Source organism: Nocardia sp. CA-145437, assembly GCF_050956485.1.
GTDB lineage: Bacteria > Actinomycetota > Actinomycetes > Mycobacteriales > Mycobacteriaceae > Nocardia.
In genome coordinates this window covers 3,840,009-3,857,343 of sequence record NZ_CP191204.1, presented here as the reverse complement: position 1 = coordinate 3,857,343, position 17,335 = coordinate 3,840,009, and the positions used below count along the sequence as shown (strand labels likewise).

The 17,335-nt window shown below is 69.8% G+C and carries 14 protein-coding genes and 1 pseudogene; 9 read left to right on the top strand and 6 right to left on the bottom strand.

The features are described 5' to 3' along the window. The first annotated feature begins 200 nt into the window (after positions 1-200). Positions 201-1,073, top strand: a complete 873-nt coding sequence (locus tag ACQPYY_RS18055; protein ID WP_433590259.1) for a GTP cyclohydrolase II — start codon at positions 201-203, stop codon at positions 1,071-1,073. A gap of 214 nt (positions 1,074-1,287) precedes the next feature. Then, on the top strand, positions 1,288-3,117 hold the full coding sequence (locus ACQPYY_RS18050; RefSeq protein ID WP_433590258.1) for an AMP-dependent synthetase/ligase: 1,830 nt from the start codon (positions 1,288-1,290) through the stop codon (positions 3,115-3,117). A gap of 106 nt (positions 3,118-3,223) precedes the next feature. Here the strand turns inward: ACQPYY_RS18050 and ACQPYY_RS18045 are convergent, their stop codons facing one another. After that, positions 3,224-4,525: a phthiocerol/phthiodiolone dimycocerosyl transferase family protein gene (locus tag ACQPYY_RS18045; protein WP_433590257.1), complete on the bottom strand. Its 1,302-nt coding sequence runs from the start codon at positions 4,523-4,525 to the stop codon at positions 3,224-3,226. Positions 4,526-4,656: 131 nt separating this feature from the next. Between ACQPYY_RS18045 and ACQPYY_RS18040 the strand changes: the two genes are divergently transcribed. Further along, a complete protein-coding gene (locus ACQPYY_RS18040) occupies positions 4,657-5,208 on the top strand; it encodes a TetR/AcrR family transcriptional regulator (protein ID WP_379099747.1) in 552 nt (183 codons plus the stop codon). A gap of 153 nt (positions 5,209-5,361) precedes the next feature. Here ACQPYY_RS18040 and ACQPYY_RS18035 read toward each other — a convergent pair whose 3' ends face one another. From ACQPYY_RS18035 to ACQPYY_RS18025, 3 genes are all read right to left on the bottom strand, one after another. Continuing rightward, the gene (locus ACQPYY_RS18035; RefSeq protein WP_433590256.1) at positions 5,362-5,898 is read right to left on the bottom strand and encodes a YbhB/YbcL family Raf kinase inhibitor-like protein; all 537 of its coding nucleotides are present in this window, start codon (positions 5,896-5,898) and stop codon (positions 5,362-5,364) included. A 19-nt stretch (positions 5,899-5,917) separates the two neighbouring features. Continuing rightward, positions 5,918-7,267, bottom strand: a complete 1,350-nt coding sequence (locus ACQPYY_RS18030; RefSeq protein ID WP_379099741.1) for a M20/M25/M40 family metallo-hydrolase — start codon at positions 7,265-7,267, stop codon at positions 5,918-5,920. A 120-nt stretch (positions 7,268-7,387) separates the two neighbouring features. Next, complete coding sequence (locus ACQPYY_RS18025; RefSeq protein WP_433590255.1) at positions 7,388-8,605, bottom strand: hypothetical protein; 1,218 nt, start codon at positions 8,603-8,605, stop codon at positions 7,388-7,390. A 181-nt stretch (positions 8,606-8,786) separates the two neighbouring features. Between ACQPYY_RS18025 and ACQPYY_RS18020 the strand changes: the two genes are divergently transcribed. From ACQPYY_RS18020 to ACQPYY_RS18000, 5 genes and pseudogenes are all read left to right on the top strand, one after another. After that, complete coding sequence (locus ACQPYY_RS18020) at positions 8,787-9,890, top strand: phospholipid scramblase-related protein (protein WP_433590254.1); 1,104 nt, start codon at positions 8,787-8,789, stop codon at positions 9,888-9,890. 87 nt (positions 9,891-9,977) lie between these two features. Continuing rightward, positions 9,978-11,498, top strand: a complete 1,521-nt coding sequence (locus ACQPYY_RS18015) for an FAD-dependent monooxygenase (protein WP_433590253.1) — start codon at positions 9,978-9,980, stop codon at positions 11,496-11,498. Positions 11,499-11,546: 48 nt separating this feature from the next. Beyond that, positions 11,547-11,677, top strand: a pseudogene (locus ACQPYY_RS18010) (DALR anticodon-binding domain-containing protein); the annotation flags it as partial. A gap of 211 nt (positions 11,678-11,888) precedes the next feature. Continuing rightward, positions 11,889-13,343 (top strand): FAD-dependent oxidoreductase, encoded by a 1,455-nt coding sequence (locus ACQPYY_RS18005; RefSeq protein WP_433590252.1) that lies wholly within the window; start codon positions 11,889-11,891, stop codon positions 13,341-13,343. Between the two features lie 223 nt (positions 13,344-13,566). After that, positions 13,567-14,457 (top strand): NAD(P)-dependent oxidoreductase, encoded by an 891-nt coding sequence (locus tag ACQPYY_RS18000; protein ID WP_433590251.1) that lies wholly within the window; start codon positions 13,567-13,569, stop codon positions 14,455-14,457. 45 nt (positions 14,458-14,502) lie between these two features. Here ACQPYY_RS18000 and ACQPYY_RS17995 read toward each other — a convergent pair whose 3' ends face one another. Continuing rightward, on the bottom strand, positions 14,503-15,579 hold the full coding sequence (locus tag ACQPYY_RS17995) for a hypothetical protein (RefSeq protein ID WP_433590250.1): 1,077 nt from the start codon (positions 15,577-15,579) through the stop codon (positions 14,503-14,505). A gap of 5 nt (positions 15,580-15,584) precedes the next feature. Then, a complete protein-coding gene (locus ACQPYY_RS17990; RefSeq protein WP_379099724.1) occupies positions 15,585-15,806 on the bottom strand; it encodes a hypothetical protein in 222 nt (73 codons plus the stop codon). Between the two features lie 302 nt (positions 15,807-16,108). On the opposite strand from ACQPYY_RS17990, the gene ACQPYY_RS17985 reads away from it, so the two are divergent. Continuing rightward, positions 16,109-17,239, top strand: a complete 1,131-nt coding sequence (locus ACQPYY_RS17985) for a glycosyltransferase (RefSeq protein WP_433590249.1) — start codon at positions 16,109-16,111, stop codon at positions 17,237-17,239. Positions 17,240-17,335 lie beyond the last annotated feature (96 nt).

Sequence of the window (17,335 nt, the reverse complement as noted above, 5' to 3'; positions counted from 1 at the left end):
TGGCCGATGATTCTCTCCGGATGCGCTCCGTGATCGCCAGGAAAGGGTAGGCTTCGGCACCGTCTGCGTGTGCCGCCTGGCAACTCCGCAGCAACGGTCGGATCGCTGCCGCTGCGCACCTTCCTGACCGGCGGTTACCACACACCAACGGACACTGTCGGGCGGCGGATCGCGGGCCCGCGGGGATACGAGGCGGTCACGTGAGCGTTGCGGACGAGTCGATAGCTGTTGCGGGTCTGGTGAATTCACAGAAACTCGCCTGCACCAGTCATCTACTCACCCGCAAGGGTGCCGAGATCCGTGTGCGAGTCCACTCGATACCGGGACGCGACGGCGGCCAGGCCCTCATCTTCGGCGATATCGACCGCTTCCGGGCCCCGCTGGTGCGCATCCACTCCCGTTGCCTCTACGGCGACGCCCTGCACTCCGACGACTGCGACTGCGGCCCCGAACTCGACCAGGCCATGGACATGATCCAGCGCGCCGACGCCGGCGTGCTGCTCTACCTCGAACAGGAAGGCCGAGGCGCGGGCCTCGAAGTCAAAGCGAAAGGCCTGCGCGTCACACAAACCGAGGGACGCAACACCTTCGACGCCTATCGGACCCTCGGCTTCGAGCCCGACTCTCGCGAGTTCGACACCGCCGCCCGCTTCCTCACCGAACAGCTCGGCCTGCACTCGGTCAGCCTGCTGACCAACAACCCCGACAAGGTGCACGCCCTGCAACGGGGCGACATCACCGTCACCGCGGTGCCCCTGATCACCGAACCCCGCAGCCACTGGGCGCGGGAGTACATGGAAGCCAAGCGAATCCACCGCGGGCATCGCCTGCCGCCCTACTCGTTGCGCCGAATCGGCCGAAGGATGGAACAGACCTGCTTCGCCCTCGGCGTGGTGGCCACCACCGCCGCGATCTACTGGGGCCCCCGCGAACTCGCGGTCCTCGCCTTCATGACCCTGGCCGCGACCGCCGTCGCCTGGCACCCCGCCCGCACCTCGGTGCGCCTCCGCCTGCGGGCTTGGCGTCGTCAACTCGCCCAACGCCCGCGGCACGACCCCACCTCCGCCGTCTGAACCGTCACCGACGCTCAATTGATAATTCCGGCCACCCCGTTGACCGCTGTAGCACGCGACACAGTCGCGAAAGTCTGGTTACGATGAGTGAGCCGCGCCACAGGTGACGCGTGGCCATCGCGTGACGGGTTGGTCGTGGTCTCGGACTTCGAAGGTTCGCGCTGATGGGCGCGCGGGTGGACGGTGAAGCGAGAGGCTATCGGGAAAAGGGCTTATGACGACTGACATCGGGTATGCGCACGCATCGGGCAAGACCGTCCACACGATTCCGGAGGCGTTCCAGGAAACCTTGACGCTGCGGCCGGGGCAGGTGGCATTGCGGACCGTGGGGGGCACACGGCAGTTCACCTGGCGCGAGTACGGGGAGCGGGTGCGCGCGATCGCCGCCGGGCTGGCGGCGCTCGGGGTGGGGCGCGGGGACGCGGTGGGCATCATGCTCACCAACCGGCCCGAGTTCAATCTGGTCGACACCGCGGCGCTGCACCTGGGTGCGACGCCGTTCTCGATCTACAACACCAGCTCCCCCGAACAGATCGCGCACCTGTTCACCAACGCCGAGAACCGGGTGGTCATCACCGAACCCGCGTTCCTGGACGTGGTCCGCGGCGCCGGCGTGGAAATGGAACACATTGTGCTGGTCGAGGGTTCGGCCGCGGGCACGCTGACGCTGGCCGAGGTGGAGGCCGCCCCGCAACCCGACTTCGACTTCGACGCCGCCTGGCGGGCCGTGCAGCCCGACGACGTGGCGACGCTGATCTACACCTCCGGCACCACCGGCCCGTCCAAGGGCGTGGAGCTGACCCACCGCAATGTGGTCGCCCAGATCGTGGGCCTGGTCGAGGGCCCGCTGACCGTCGGCCTCGACGACCGCTCGGTGTCCTATCTGCCCGCCGCCCATGTGGCCGACCGGATCTCGGGACACTGCGCCAACCTGTTCACCGGCGTCCAGATGACGTGCGTGCCCGACCCGCGCGAGATCGCCGCCGCCCTGCCCGACGCCCGCCCGACCGCGTTCTTCGGCGTGCCGCGCGTGTGGCAGAAGATCAAGGCCGGTATCGACGCCAAACTGGCCACCGAGGCCAGCCCCGTGAAGAAGGCCCTCGCGAACTGGGCGCTGGGCGTCGGCGCCCAGGCCGCGCGCGCCGACCTGGCCGGCACCGGCCGCGGCACCCTGCTGGATGTGCAGCACAAGCTGGCCGACGCGCTGGTGCTGTCGAAGCTGCGCCACGCCCTGGGCTTCGACGAGCTGCGCGTGGCCGCCTCCGGCGCGGCCGCCATCCCGCCGGAGACCCTGGAATACCTTCTCGGCCTGGGCTTCACGGTAACCGAGGTGTGGGGCATGTCCGAGACCAGCGGTGTCGGCACCTACACCCCGCTGGCCAAGCCGAAGCCGGGCACCGTCGGCATCCCGCTGCGCGGGGTCGAGGTGCGGCTGGCCGAGGACGGGGAGCTGCTGCTGCGCGGCGGCATCGTCACCCACGGCTACCGCAAGATGCCCGACAAGACCGCCGAGGCCATCGACGCCGACGGCTGGCTGCACACCGGCGACGTCGCCACCATCGACGGTGAGGGCTACATCTCCATCGTCGACCGCAAGAAGGAACTCATCATCACCGAGGCGGGTAAGAACCTGTCTCCCACCAATATCGAGAACACCGTGAAGGCGGCGTCCTCGCTGGTCGGTCAGGTGGTGGCGATCGGCGACGCCAAGCCCTACATCTCCGCGCTGATCGTGCTCGACCCCGATATCGCGGTGGTGCGGGCCAAGGCGCTGGGCATGCCCGACGCCGACCTGAAAACCCTTGCCGCGCACCCGGAGATCATCACCGAGATCAAGGCCGCCATCTCGGCCGCCAACGCCAAACTGAACCGGGTCGAGTCGATCAAGCGGTTCACCGTCCTGGATCAGGGCTGGGAGCCCGGCGGTGACGAGCTCACCCCGACCCTCAAGCTCAAGCGCAACCCGATCGCGGCCAAGTACGCCACCGAGATCGCCGCGCTGTACCTGACCCCCGCTCCCGAGGGTGTCATCAACCTGAGCTGATCCCGGGGCGCTGCACCCCCGGAATCGATGTGGGCCCGGACGTGATGTCCGGGCCCACAGCCGTTCTCAGCCCCGCACCGCCCTTCTCGACCCCACACGGCCACGCTCAACCGCGCACGGCCACCCGGGTGACGCGCGCGAGCCGATCGCTCATCGCCTCGGCCACCCGGCCCATGCGGGTGTGACTGTGCTCGGCGGTGTCGTACTCCACCTGCACCGTCAACCGCCCGCCGACGGTGAAGATCGTCATCTTCGGCGGCATGCCCGCCGCCATCGCGAACACCTCGTCGCGCACGAACTCCAGCCCGGCGGGCATCGGATGCGCGGGCAACCGGCCCATATTCGACAATGCGATCGCCGGCGGCTGCGACAGCATCGCGGCCACGTGCGGCGCGAGCGGGCGCTGCGCGGCGCGCAGGAACAACGCCGGGAACCGGCTCTCGCGCAGCGCCCGCATGCCGGCGTCGACGACCGCGCCCACCGCCAGCGGATCGGCGTCGCGATCGACCAGCGCCGGAGTCCCCGCGCCCGAGGCGCAATTGAGGACCGTCGACACCGGCACGGGTGGCGACAGATCCGGCCGTAGATCCGCGGCATGCCCGCACATCAACGGAATCGGCCCGTCCCCGGCGAGTTCTCCGCGCACCGCCGCCAGCGCCGCCCCGGCCAGCACACTGTTGACCGAGATCCCCCGCCCCCGAGCCACGTCGACCAGTTCCGCGGTCTGGCCCGGCGACAACTCGATGCGCCGCAACGCCAATCGCCCTCCTGCATCCCCGACCCCGTCCCCGTCGTGGGGCATCGTGCGCGGCACATCCGCCGGCGCGGCCGCGGCGATCTCCTCGCCGAGGTGCGCCAGGAACCCGTCGACTTCCGCCTCACCGACCACCGCGGCCAGCAGCTCGTCGACCCCGCCGATCAGCGCGTCGTCCGAATCGTGCAGCGGCGGTTCGAGACCCGCCGCGTGCGCGGCATAGCGCCGCCACATCTCCTCGAGCAGCGCGAATGCCGAACGCCCGTCGCTGATCCCGTGATGGATGACCAGCACGATCCGGCTCTCGCGCACCCCGCGCAGCAGCACCGCCCGGAACAGTCCCGCCCCCCAGTCCTGCGGACTGTTCACCAACTCCCAGTACTCGTCCACGCTGCCCTCGCGCACGGTCAGCGTCGGCATCACCGGATCCCCGGCCACGAACCGCGCGACCCCGTCGACGGTGACCACGCGACTGCGCAGCAGCACATGCCCGGCGGCGAGTTCGCCCAGCACCCGCCGCAGGATGCGTTCGTCGACCTCGCCGCGCACGGCCGAGCCGATGAACAGCGGCATCCCGCCGACGGGCACGCTGCCCAGCCGGGCGTCCGCGGCGAAATATCCGGATTCGAAGGGAGACAACGGTCGTGCGGTCATATCGGACTCGTCTTCCGTGCGATGGGATCGTGCCATCACCGACCATACACACGTTTCATACGTCTGTTCAAAACAAATGTTTGAAACATACGTTACAAACAACCGTTCACCCCGCTGTTAGGCTGACCCGCGTGGGAACCCGAGAAGACCTGCTGGCCGCCGCCAAGCACTGCCTGGCCGAACGCGGCTACGCCCGCACCACCGTGCGCGACATCGTCGCCGCGTCCGGGGCCAACCTCGCCGCCATCAACTACCACTTCGGCACCCGTGACCGGCTGCTCAACCAGGCCATGCTCGAGGCGACCGCGGCGGCGGTGTCGCACATCCTCGACTCCCTGCCCGCCGACGGCGCCGGAGACCCCGCCGCGCGCCTGAACACCTTCTGGCAGCGGCTGATCGACTCCTTCACCGGCGACCGGGTGATCTGGGCCGCCAATGTCGAATCCATGGCCCAGGCCATGCACTCCCCCAGCCTGCGCACGGAAATCGGTGCCGCGCAGGAACAAGCGCGCGCGGGCCTGTCACAGGACCTGGGCGGCGGCGACCCCGCGGTCGGCGCGGTGCTGCAAACCCTCATCGCGGGCCTGCTGGTCCAGTACCTCATCGACCCCGAGCACGCGCCTGCGGCGCAGGACCTCGCGGCGGGATTACGCGGTCTGGCCGAGCAGTCGGCCGCCGATTGACGCACGATCACGACCCGGTCGCCGATCACCAGTCCTCGCCCGGGGTTTCGATCGGGGCACAACCGATTCGATCCGCATGCCGGGACGCCCCTCGGGACATGACTGTGGCCCCGAGCGAATCGCCCGGGGCCACAGTCGGTTCGGCGTGAACGACTACTTCTGCTCGTGCGTTCCGATCAGGGTGGCGCGCCCGATCGCGTTCATGAACAAGTTGAACCCCAGGTAGGCGGGCGAGGCGTTCTCATCGACCTCGAGCCGCTCCACCCCGACCGCGTGCACCACGACGAAATACCGGTGCGGACCGTGTCCGGCGGGCGGGAACGCGCCGGTGTACTCGTGCAGGCCCGCGTCGTTGCGCAGGTGCAGGGCCCCGGCCGGCAGCGAACCGCCCTTACCGGCCTGCCCCGTCTCGAGGCTGGTGGTGGTGGCCGGCACATTGGCCAGCACCCAGTGCCAGAATCCGGAGGCGGTCGGCGCGTCCGGGTCGTACATGGTGATGGTGAAACTCTTGGTCTCGGCGGGGAATCCGGACCAGCTCAGCTGCGGGGAGATGTCGGATCCACCCGCACCGGCCAGCGCGCTGACCTGATCCAGCGCCAGCGGCTTGCCCTCACTGATATCGGTGGAGGTCAGGGTGAATTCCGGCAGCTGCGGCAGCGCGGCGTACGGGTCGTACGAATAGTCGGGCACGAGCAGTCCTTTCGAATCGTCAGCTGTGCAACAGGAAGTGTTCCAGCACGCGGGCGCCGAACTCGAGCGACTCCACCGGAACCCGCTCGTCGACCCCGTGGAACAGCGCCGAGAAGTCCAGGTCGGGCGGCAGCCGCAGCGGCGCGAACCCGAAGCAGCGAATCCCGAGCTTGGCGAACGCTTTCGCGTCGGTGCCGCCCGAGAGCATGTAGGGCACGGTGCGCCCGGCCGGATCGTGGGCCAGGATGGCGTCGTTCATGGCGTCGACCAGATGTCCGTCGAAGGTGGTCTCGTAGGAGTCGAGCTTGGTGATCCACTCCCGCTCCACATCCGGGCCGATGAGCGCGTCCACCTCCCGCTCGAACTCGGCCTGACGTCCCGGCACCACCCGGCAGTCGACGACGGCCTCGGCGGTCTGGGGAATCACATTGGCCTTGTACCCGGCGCGCAGCATGGTCGGGTTGGCGGTGTCGCGCAGCGTCGCGCCGATGATCCGCGAGATGGTGCCCAGCTTGGCCAGCTGATCCTCGATACCCGGTGCGGCGGGATCGAATTCGAGGCCCGACTCCTCCGACACCGCGGCCAGAAACTCGGCCACCGAATCCGACACCACCAGCGGGAAGGTGTGGGTGCCCAGCCGGGCCACCGCCTGCGCCAGGATCGTCACCGCGTTGTCGTCGTGCAGGAACGAGCCGTGCCCGGCGCGCGCCTTGGCGCGCAACCGCATCCAGCCCAGCCCCTTCTCCGCGGTCTCGACCAGGTACAGCCGCCGCTCACCGCCGTCGGGCCGTGGCACGGTCAGAGAGAATCCGCCGACCTCCCCGACCGCCTCGGTGACGCCCTCGAACAGGTCGGGCCGATTCTCGACCAGCCACTGGCAGCCCCAGCGGCCGCCGTTCTCCTCGTCGGCCACGAACGCCCACACGATGTCGCGCGGCGGTACGGTGCCCTCGATCTTGAACTGGCGGGCCACGGCCAGCATCATGCCGACCATGTCCTTCATATCGATGGCCCCGCGCCCCCACACGTAGCCGTCGCGGACCGCGCCGGAGAACGGGTGCACACTCCAGTCGGCGGCCTCGGCGGGCACCACGTCCAGGTGCCCGTGCATCATCAGCGCACCGCGCGAGGAGTCCGCGCCCTTCAGGCGCGCGAACACATTGCCACGGCCCGGCGCGCCGGACTCGACGTACTCGGTCTCGTACCCGGCGGCCTCGAGTTGCTCGGCCACCCACTGCGCGCATTCGCGCTCGCCCTTGGTGGTCTCCAGTTCGCCGGTATTGGAGGTATCGAACTGGATCAGCCTGCTGACCAGGTTCACCACTTCCGACACGGCACGGGGGGTGTGGGTTTCGGCGGTTTCGGGCACGTCACTTTCCTACCACCTCCGCGCGCCCGGGTGTCGGCCCGCCGCCCTCGGCATCGCGGCGCGCCGCAGGTCGCGCCGCCACGGCCGGTTGAAATCAGTGATCGCGCAAGGATTCCCGGGTCAGCGCAGCACCCGGATCGTGGTGGTGAGGGTGGCGAGCGTCGAATCCAGGCGCTGGTCGGCGATACGGCGTTCGAGAACATCGAGGTCCAGCCGGGTCGCGGTGGCCCACAGTTCCCCGATGCGCGACTGCACATCGACATCGGTGGCGGCCAGCACCCACAGCAGCGGCGGCCACAACCGTGCGGCCTGGGCCAGGGCGGGCAGGGTGAGCAGGGTGGCCGCGTCGAGGCGGGCCAGCCGCATCCCGGCGCGGCGGCGCACCTCGTCGGGGGTGCGCGCCAGCGGTTCCAGCAGCCCGCGCCACACCCCGACATCGCTGCTGCCGTCGACGGCGTCGACCAGAGCGTCGGCGATCTCGGGCAGTACCGGATTCAGCGCCAGCCGGGTCAGCGTGTGCGGGCTGAGCCTGCCCACGAAACGCAGCATGTCCTCGGTGGCGTCGGCGGCGATGAAGGTGGTCAGCAGATCGGCCACCGCGGAGGGCGGGGCCACCTCGAAGAGGACGTCGCCGACCGCGGCGATCACATCGGGCGCGCAACGCGCGAACACCGACAGCGCCTCGAGCCGTAACTCCTTGGAGCCGTTGATGACCGTGCCCAGCATCCGCGGCAGCCGCCGGCCCTCGCCGGTGAGCAGCCGGCGCATCACCGCGCTGATCGCTTCGGAGGAATAGGCGTAGGCGGCCGAACGGATCAGGCCCTCGTCATCGGGCACGCCCTGCTCGACCGCGCTGATCAATTCCGGTGTCGCGTAGGCCAGGAACGGTCCGGCGGTGATGTAGTCGCGGCGCGCGAGCAGTTCGTTGAGAATCGCCACCACCGGGGCGGGCGGGGCGTCGTCGGTGAGCTGGCCGACGGTGCGCGGATCCAGATACGGGCCGCAGTCCGCGGCATAGCCGACATCCAGGCGCAGCAGGGCCTCGACCGCCTTGGCCGGATACTTCACGCCGATCGCCCCGGCCGCGCGGCCGGTCATCGACGGCGGCACCAGCCGCTGCACGATGGGCAGCGAGATCGCCAGCGGAATGATCGGGACCAGCGTGGCCATGCGCTCGAAGACCGGGGTGTGCTGGTCGAAAAGGCGGGCCGCCATGCGCTGCTGGAGCTCATGCAGCCGGTGCGGGCCGAGGTGTTCGAGGTGGGCGAGCCGTTCCACCGGCACGTGCAGGGTCCGGGCCAGCAGGACGAGCTGGGCTCGCGTCACCAGGTCGGTCATAATCGCGTCCGCTCCGTGTCCGCCTGGCAACCCGCGAATTCGACTGTGGCGGACATGTTTTCCCCGTTTCCTCGAGTGGCGTGGACCCGGCTTCCCGATGTCGAGCGCCCATCATAGAGGTGACTACCCGGCAAAAAGTGCAAAAAGTGCAGACTCCCTGTACGACGATAGGATTCGGGCCATGAGTCAACCCGCGGGGTGGTACCCCGAGCGTCCCGGATCCCCAGTTCTGCGCTGGTGGGACGGCAGCCAATGGACCAATCACACGCAGCCCCAACAGCAACCCGCACCCCCGGCCCAGCAACCCGGCCGGCCGCAGCAGCCGCAACAGCAGCAATACGCTCCCCAGCATCAGCAGGGCACCGGCCAGCAGCAATATGCGCAACAAGGCACGGGCCCGCAGCATTTCGCGCAGCAGAGCGCGCCGCAGCAGCAGTACGCCCAGCAGAGCGCGCCCCAGCAGCAGTACTCGCAGCAGAGCGCACCTCACCAGCAGTTCCCTCAGCAAGGCGCGCCCCAACAGCCCCACGCCCAGCAGGGTTACGCCCCGCAGCAGCCCCAGCAGTTCGCCCCGCGAGGTGAGGCCAGCCCCTGGGAGATCGAGGTCGGCAGCGCGAACAACCCCGGCGACATCCAGCGTCAGGTGCAGCAGCAGGCCGGAGTCGCGCCGGCCCAGAACGGCGGCGGGACCGTGTTCACCGAGCCCGTGCTCGTGGTGAACCAGAAGGTCAAGTTGATCGAAATGGTCAACGAGTACAGCGTGTTCGACCAGCACGGCCGCCAGATCGGCGCGGTCGCCGAGGTCGGGCAGTCGGCGCTGAAGAAGGCCGTGCGGTTCCTGTCCAGCTACGACCAGTTCATGACCCACAAGCTGGAGATCCGCGACGCCCACGGCCAGTGCCTGATGCGGATCACCCGGCCCGCCAAGGTGTTCAAGTCGAAGTTCCTGCTCGAGCACGGCAATGGCGCGCCGATCGGTGAGATCATCCAGGAGAACATGATCGGCAAGATCAACTTCGCCTTCATGGTCAACGGTCAGCAGATCGGCGGCATCCGCGCCGAGAACTGGCGGGCCTGGAACTTCGCGATCCACGACCACACCGGTCAGGAGGTCGCCCGCATCACCAAGACGTGGGAGGGCCTGCTCAAGACCATGTTCACCTCCGCCGACAACTACGTCGTGCAGATCCACCGCCAGCTGCCCCAGCCGCTGCTGTCGATGGTGGTCGCGTCCGGACTGGCCATCGACACCGCCCTCAAGCAGGACCAGCGCGGCTGGAACTGACGGTATGAACCGCCGCGCCTCGCGCGTGTAAGTCGCACGCAAGCCGACGCAAGACTCCGGCAATCGGCCGCCACCACAGTGATTCCCATGAAGGAGACACGAGATGTGGTGGTGGTCGGGGCCGGACCGGTCGGACTCATGCTGGCGTGCGAACTGCGGCTGGCGGGCGTGGACGTCCTGGTCGTCGAACGGCTGGCCGCACCGGATATGACCATCAAGGCGGGCGGGATCAACGTGCCCACCGCCCAGGCCCTGGACCGGCGGGGCCTGCTGCCGCGGATGCGCGAGGTCCAGGAGGCGGCCCTGGCGCGCATGGGCCAGATCTTCGGCGGCCGCGACCAGAGCCCCATCGCGCCGGTGCGACGGCCCGCGGGCGCGCACTTCGCCGGAATCATGCTCTGGCAGGACAATATCGACGGCGAGGACCCGGCCTTCGCCGATGTCGGCCCGGCCGGAGAATGCCGCTTCATCGCCCAGCAGTCCATCGAGGCCATGCTCGCCGAGCGCGCTGCCGAACTCGGCGTGCCGGTGCGCCGCGGCGTCGAGGTGACCGGATTCGCCGACGACGGGATCGGCGTCACCGCCGACTGCGGCGGCCACACCATCCGCGCGGGCTGGCTGGTCGGCTGCGACGGCGGCCGCAGCACGGTGCGCAAGCTCGCCGGATTCGAATTCCCCGGCCTGGACCCGGAAATCACCGGCCGCCAGGCCATGGTCGAGATGACCGGCGCGGAGGACGTGCCGCTGGGCTGGCACGCCACCCCCACCGGCATCTTCGTCAACGGCCCGGTACCGGGGCGCTTCCTCACCGTCGAACTGGACGGTCCGCCCGCCGACCGCGACGCCCCGATCACCGCCCGCGAACTCGAGGACAGCTTCGCACGCGTCACCGGCGTGACAGTGTCCATCACGAAAGTCATCTCGGCGACCCGCTTCACCGACAACACCCGCCAGGTCCCCGACTACCGCAAGGGCCGGGTGCTGCTCGCCGGCGACGCCGCCCACGTGCACTCCCCCTTCGGCGGCCAAGGCCTCAACCTGGGCGTCGGCGACGCGGTCAACCTCGGCTGGAAACTGGCCGCCGTCATCCGCGGCCGCTCCCCGGAAGCATTGCTGAACACCTACACTCGCGAACGCCACCCGATCGGCGCCTGGGTGCTGGACTGGACCCGCGCGCAGATCGCGCTCATGCGCACCGATCCGCGCAGCCGCGCCCTGCGCGCGGTCACCGCCGAACTGCTCGACACCCGCGCCGCCACCACCCAGATCCTGGCCAAGATCTCGGGCGTCCTGCACCGCTACGACCTGGGTAGCGCCGATCCTCTCGTCGGTAAAGCCACGCCCGATTTCGAGCTGGCCGACGGCACCCGGGTCGCCGACCATTTCGCCGACGGCCGCGGCGTCCTCCTGGACCTGACCGACTCCACGACCCTGCGAGAAGAGCTGGCGCCCTGGTCGGATCGCGTCACGATCGTCACCGCCAAACCGGCCCAGCCGCGCGACACCACAGCGTTGCTGATTCGCCCCGACGGCATCGTGTGCTGGACCGCGGCCGAACCCCACGACCTGGTCGAGGCGCTCACCACCTGGTTCGGCGCAACCACCTGACCAGTCGGGTACGTCGGACCGACACGCCTTCCGTCCGACAAGACGATGCGCGTCATCCCGCACGGCGACGACGAGGTCACCCCGCTCAAGGCGCTCGCCTCGAGCGGGTCAAGGCCACCCGTCGGGTTCTCGCCAACGGCCTCGGGCTGCTAGGTGTCAGTGCTCCTGAGCGTCTGTAGATGCGATCGGGCTGCACGGAGAGCGATCGGACTGCGCGGTGGGAGGAGGATCGGGGTGCGACTGAGTCGGTGGGCGTCCGGTTCGCCGACCGCACCCGGGGCGCGGCATCCGGTCCCCCGCGTCGGCACCCGGTGAGTGGGACAGGCGTTTTCGGTCCGCGCGCGGTGCTGGGACCGTTCGCGATGGACGAGACGAGAGGACGGTGCGGTCGTGGTCGACGCGGGAATGTCGTGGGATGTCGAGACCGATGTGGTGGTCGTGGGCTTCGGCGGGGCCGGGTGTGCGGCCGCCATCAGCGCCCACGACGCCGGGGCCCGAGTGCTGGTGCTGGACAAGGAGTCCGGCGGCCGCGCCGGCGGCAGCACCCGGGTCTCGGGCGCGGTGTGGTTCGACAACCAGGACCCCGAGCGGGCCGCCGTCTACCTGCGCAGTCTCAGCGCCGGACGGCCCATCCCCGAACCGGTGATCGAGGTGTGGGCGCGCGAGACCGCCCGCAACAGCGCCTGGATGGAAAGCCTCGGCATCCCGATCGGTCTGGCGGTCGCGCCGCCCGCGGAGTTCCCCGACCTCGAGGGCAGCGACGTCATGCGCGGCTGGATCGGCGTCGAGGGCCGCATGGGCGACGGACTGCTGTGGGCGGCGCTGTCCGACGCGGTCCGCGCCCGCGGCATCGACGTCCGCCTGGGCGCCCCGGCCCGCGAGCTCGTCACCGACGACGGCACGGTCGTCGGCGTGCTCGCCGAAACCGCCGACGGCAGCCCGCTGCGGATCCGGGCCGCGCGCGGAGTCGTCCTGGCCACCGGCGGTTTCGAGGCCGACCCCGACATGGTCCGCGACCACCTGCGCCTGACCGACCCGGTCGTGTGGGGCACCCCCGCCGCCACCGGCGACGGCCTGCGCATGGCAGTCAAGGCCGGAGCCGACCTGTGGCACATGTCCAACATGATGACCCTGCCGGGCCTGCGCGCCCCCGGCTACGAAGCCGGCTTCTACACCGCCTTCCCCGCCACCAACGCTTTCGTCTATCTCGGCTTCGACGGTCGCCGCCTGGTCAACGAACGCGTCGCCCTGGGCCACGGCCACGCCCGCATCAACGGCAGCTACCAGCTGTTCCCCACCACCCCGATGCACATCGTCTTCGACGAGTCCGCGCGCCGCGCAGGCCCGATCGTTCCCGGGCGCGAACGCCTCGCCGTCGGCTGGGCCAGCCTCATCGAAGGCTACGCGTGGAGTGCCGACAACAGTGCCGAGATCGGCAAGGGCTGGATCCACCGCGCCGACACCGTCGAGGAACTGGCCGCACACCTCCACGTCGACCCGGAGGTCCTGCACGCCACCCTGGACCGCTACAACGCGGCCTGCGCGGCCGGCTCCGACGACCAGTTCGGCCGCCCCGCACAGACTCTGGCCCCGATCTCGGAGCCGCCCTATTACGCCTTCACCAGCGCCCCCATCCTGGCCTGGAGCAATGGCGGCCCCCGCCGCAACGAGCACGCCGAGGTCCTCGACCCCTTCGGCGCGGCCATCCCCGGCCTCTACGCCGCGGGCAATGTCAGCTCCACCTACTCCTGGTGCAAGGACGGCGGCTTCCACATCGCCGACGCCCTCGCCTTCGGTCGCGTCGCCGGATCCCGGGCCGCTGCCCGCACCACCGACGGGCAGTAGGCCACGCCGCGATCGCCTCGCCCACACGGAACTCGGCGACTACGCCGAGTTCTGCACTCGATGCAAACATGCGTGTAATGCCGTCCATGGCTGCGAGCTGGACACATACCTTCCGGTCAGTGTCTGAGGAATTAGTGCGTACTTGTCGCCCGGCCCGAAGCCCGGCAACCTCGATACAGCGCGCACCGAAAGTCCTCGACCTGCCAGAAGGAGTTGTCCCGCAATGACGAACACCCAGACCAGCCCGGTCACCGTACTGGGGCTCGGCGCGATGGGCCGCGCGCTGGCCACCCGACTCGTGAATGTCGGAACCCCGGTCACGGTGTGGAACCGGACGCCTGGCCGGGACGCCGACGTGGTCGCGGTGGGTGCGGTGGCGGCCGCGACCGCCGGAGCCGCCGTGCGCGGCGGCGAACTGATCATCACGGTCCTGCTCGACCACGCCTCGGTGCACGAGACCCTCGATCCCATCGCCGCCGACCTGACCGGCAAGCAGTGGCTCAATCTGACCAGCACCACACCCGAGCAGTCCCGTGAGCTGGCCGCGTGGGCGGCCACGCACGGGATCGATTTCCTCGACGGCGGCATCATGGCGGTCCCCGACATGATCGGCGGCCCCGGTGCGAGCATCCTCTACAGCGGGTCGGCCACGGTCTTCGAGATATGGCGCCCGGCCCTCGAATCGCTGGGCGCCGCCGACTATCTCGGAGCCGACCCGGGCATGGCCGCACTGTGGGACTTCGCGCTGCTGACCGCCATGTACACCATGTTCGGCGGCTTCTTCCAGGGTGCGGCGCTGGTCGGTTCGGCCGGAGTGACGGCCTCGGAGTTCGCGACCCGCGCTGCCGGATGGCTGACCGCCATGACCACCACCCTGCCCGCCTACGCGAAGATCATCGACGGCGGCGACTACACCGCCGACGTCTTCCAGGACCTGGTGTTCACCAAATCCGCCCTCGATGCCGTGCGTGGCGCGGCGGCCGACGCCGGAGTCACCGACGAACCCCTCAGCGGACTGGCCGCCCTCGTGGATCGCCAGATCGACGCGGGCCACGGCAAGGCGGCGTTCGAGCGGACCATCGAGGAACTGCGGGGCGCACCCGCACGGCGATAACCGTTGGTGCGGGCCGGAATCCCGGCCCGCACCAACCCCGGTGCGTTACTCCTTCGACTGCGCGGTGAGCGCAGTCAACTCCTCGCCCAGCCCCAGTTCGGCGACCTGCTCCAGCGTCGCCGGATCCAATAGCGCGATCACCGCGGCGAATTCGCTGGTCACCGCAGGTTCGGTGCGGTTGGCCAGGGCCAGCAGACCCCGCCACACCGCGGGATCGGTGGACCCGTCGACCGCGTCGGTGAGCGCGGCGAGGGTCTCGGGTTCGGCCACAATGGGATTGGCGGCCAGCCGATCCAGGGCCTCCGGGCTCAGCCCGGCGACGAAACGCAGCGTCTCCCCGACGGCTCCCGCGGCGAGGAAGGTGCGAACCAGATCGGCGATCTGCTCGGGCGAACCCTGATCGAACAGGATGTCGCCGATCGCCGGGATCACATCGTCGTCGCAGCGCGCGAATACCGACAGCGCGGCCAGCCGCAGCTCCTCGGACCCGGAAAGGATGGTGTCCACCAGTTTCGGGATGCGCTTGCCCTCACCGGACAGCAGGTGGCGCAGGATGACGCTGATGTTCTCCCCGGAGTACGCGAACGACGCCGACCGGATCATGCCCTCGTCGTCGTGCACATCGCGTTCGACCGCCTGCACCAATGCCGGTGTGGCATAGGCCAGGAACGGGCCCGCGGTGACGTAGTCCCGCAGGCGCAGCAGCTCGTTGATGATGGCCATGACCGGTCCCGGCGGAGCGATGTCGGCCAGCTGGCCCACGGCGTGCGGGTCCATGTAGGGCGCGGCCTGGGCGGCGTAACCGGGATCGAACAGGACGATGGCCTCGGCGGACTTCTTCGGATGATCCACCCCGATGGCGCCGGCCGCGCGCCCGGCCATCACCGGCGGCACCAGGCGCTGCACCAGTGGGATCGAGATGCTGAACGGAATGATCGGCACCAGCAACGACAGCCTGGAGAAGATCGCGTTGTGTTCGGCGAACATCACCTTCGCCATGCGTTCTTGCAGTTCGTGCAAGTTGGCGGCGCCCAGCTTCTCGAGGTGGGTCAGCTTCTCCTCGGGCACGTGCAGCGTCCGCGACAGCAGGGTGATCTGCGCGCGGGTCACCAGATCGCTCATCGCCCCTACCCGAGCTTATTGCCGAACATGATCTTCTTGGCCGCGGTGCGCAACGGCCACGGCAGCGCGCCGACGGTCTTGTCGACGGCCTCCACCATGGCGAGGTTCTCGGTGCGCTGCGCCTGCTGGAAGACCGCCAGCAGATCGGCTGTCTCGGCCTCGTTCAGCAGGTCGAGCGCGGGCAGCGGCCCGCCCAGTTCCCGCTCCAGTTCGGCTCTGGCGCTCATTGATTCATCCCCATCCCCCGGAATGACTCGAATCACCCCGATCGTTCGTACCCCAATCTCTACCAAGATCGATGGCACTGCGCCAGACCTGCGAGGGAATCCGCGCACGCCAATTGAGGTCGACTGCATGCAGTTCGGTGGGATGCGGGTTCGCACGCGGTGTGGAATGCATCGTGCGAGACCCGGTCCGGGCGGACGCACGATGCCGACCACGCCCGGTTGTCCGGGTCTTTCGCGGGTGTTCACGTGATGTTGGCGTCGGAGGTGCCGAAGGGAACCCGGTACCCTGCACGATCGGCCTCGTGCGCATCGTTCAGCTGGCGAACTTCTACGGTCCGCGCTCGGGTGGGTTGCGAACCGCACTGCATCACCTCGGCGCGGGCTACGCCGCCGCCGGACACGAGGTGGTGCTGGTGGTGCCGGGCACCCGGCGCGCCGAGGAGGTGCTCGCCACCGGAGTCCTGCGAATCACCCTGCCCGCACCGGAGATTCCGTGGACCGGCGGCTACCGCGCGGCAGATCCGCGCCGCGTCGCCGACACCCTCACCGGATTGCGGCCCGACGTGCTGGAAGTGTCGGACCGGTTGACACTGCGCGGGTTCGGCCGCTGGGCGCGCCGCCGCGATATCGCGGGTGTCATGATCTCCCACGAGCGCCTCGACCGTCTGCTGGGCCAGGTGCTGCCCGGCCCGCTGGCCCGCCGTGCCGCCGACGCCGCCAACCGGCGCACCGCGCAGACCTACGACGTCGTCGTCTGCACGACCGAGTTCGCCCGCGAGGAGTTTCAGCGCATCGACGCCGCCAATGTCGAACTGGTGCCGCTCGGCGTGGACCTGGACATGTTCCGGCCCGATCGCCACGATCACCGCCTGCGCGCCGACCTCGGCGCGGACGGTTACCCGTTGCTGGTCCACTGCGGCCGTCTCTCGGTCGAGAAGCGCGTCGACCGCAGCATCGCCGCGGTCGGGGCACTGCGCCGCGGCGGCCTGGACGCGCGCCTGGTGGTGGCCGGCGACGGGCCGCGCCGCGAGGCCCTGGAACGCCGCGCCCGCATGATCCCGCCGCTGCCCGACGGCCGGCCCACCGTCCACTTCACCGGCTTCATCGACGACCGAACCACGCTGGCGACCCTGCTGGCCACCGCGGACGTCTCCCTGGCCCCGGGCCCGCACGAGACCTTCGGCCTGGCCGCGCTCGAGGCCCTCGCCGCGGGGACTCCGGTGGTGGCGAGCCGCTCCTCGGCGCTGGCCGACATCGTGACCGCCGAAGCGGGCGCGGTCGCCGCCGACCACCCGCGTGCCTTCGCCACCGCCGTCACCGACGTCCTGGCCCGTCCCCGCGCCGAGCGTCGCCGCGCAGCCCGCAGCCGCGCCGAGCAATTCACCTGGCCCGCGGCGGTTTCCGGAATGCTCGACCTGCTGGGTCCGAGCTGACCGTGTCCTCCGGCTAGCCGGCCCGGCGGACCGATCCGGGCCCGGCGTGTCCGTCAGCTCAGTGGACCGATCCAGACTGGCTGTCGGGCAGGTCGA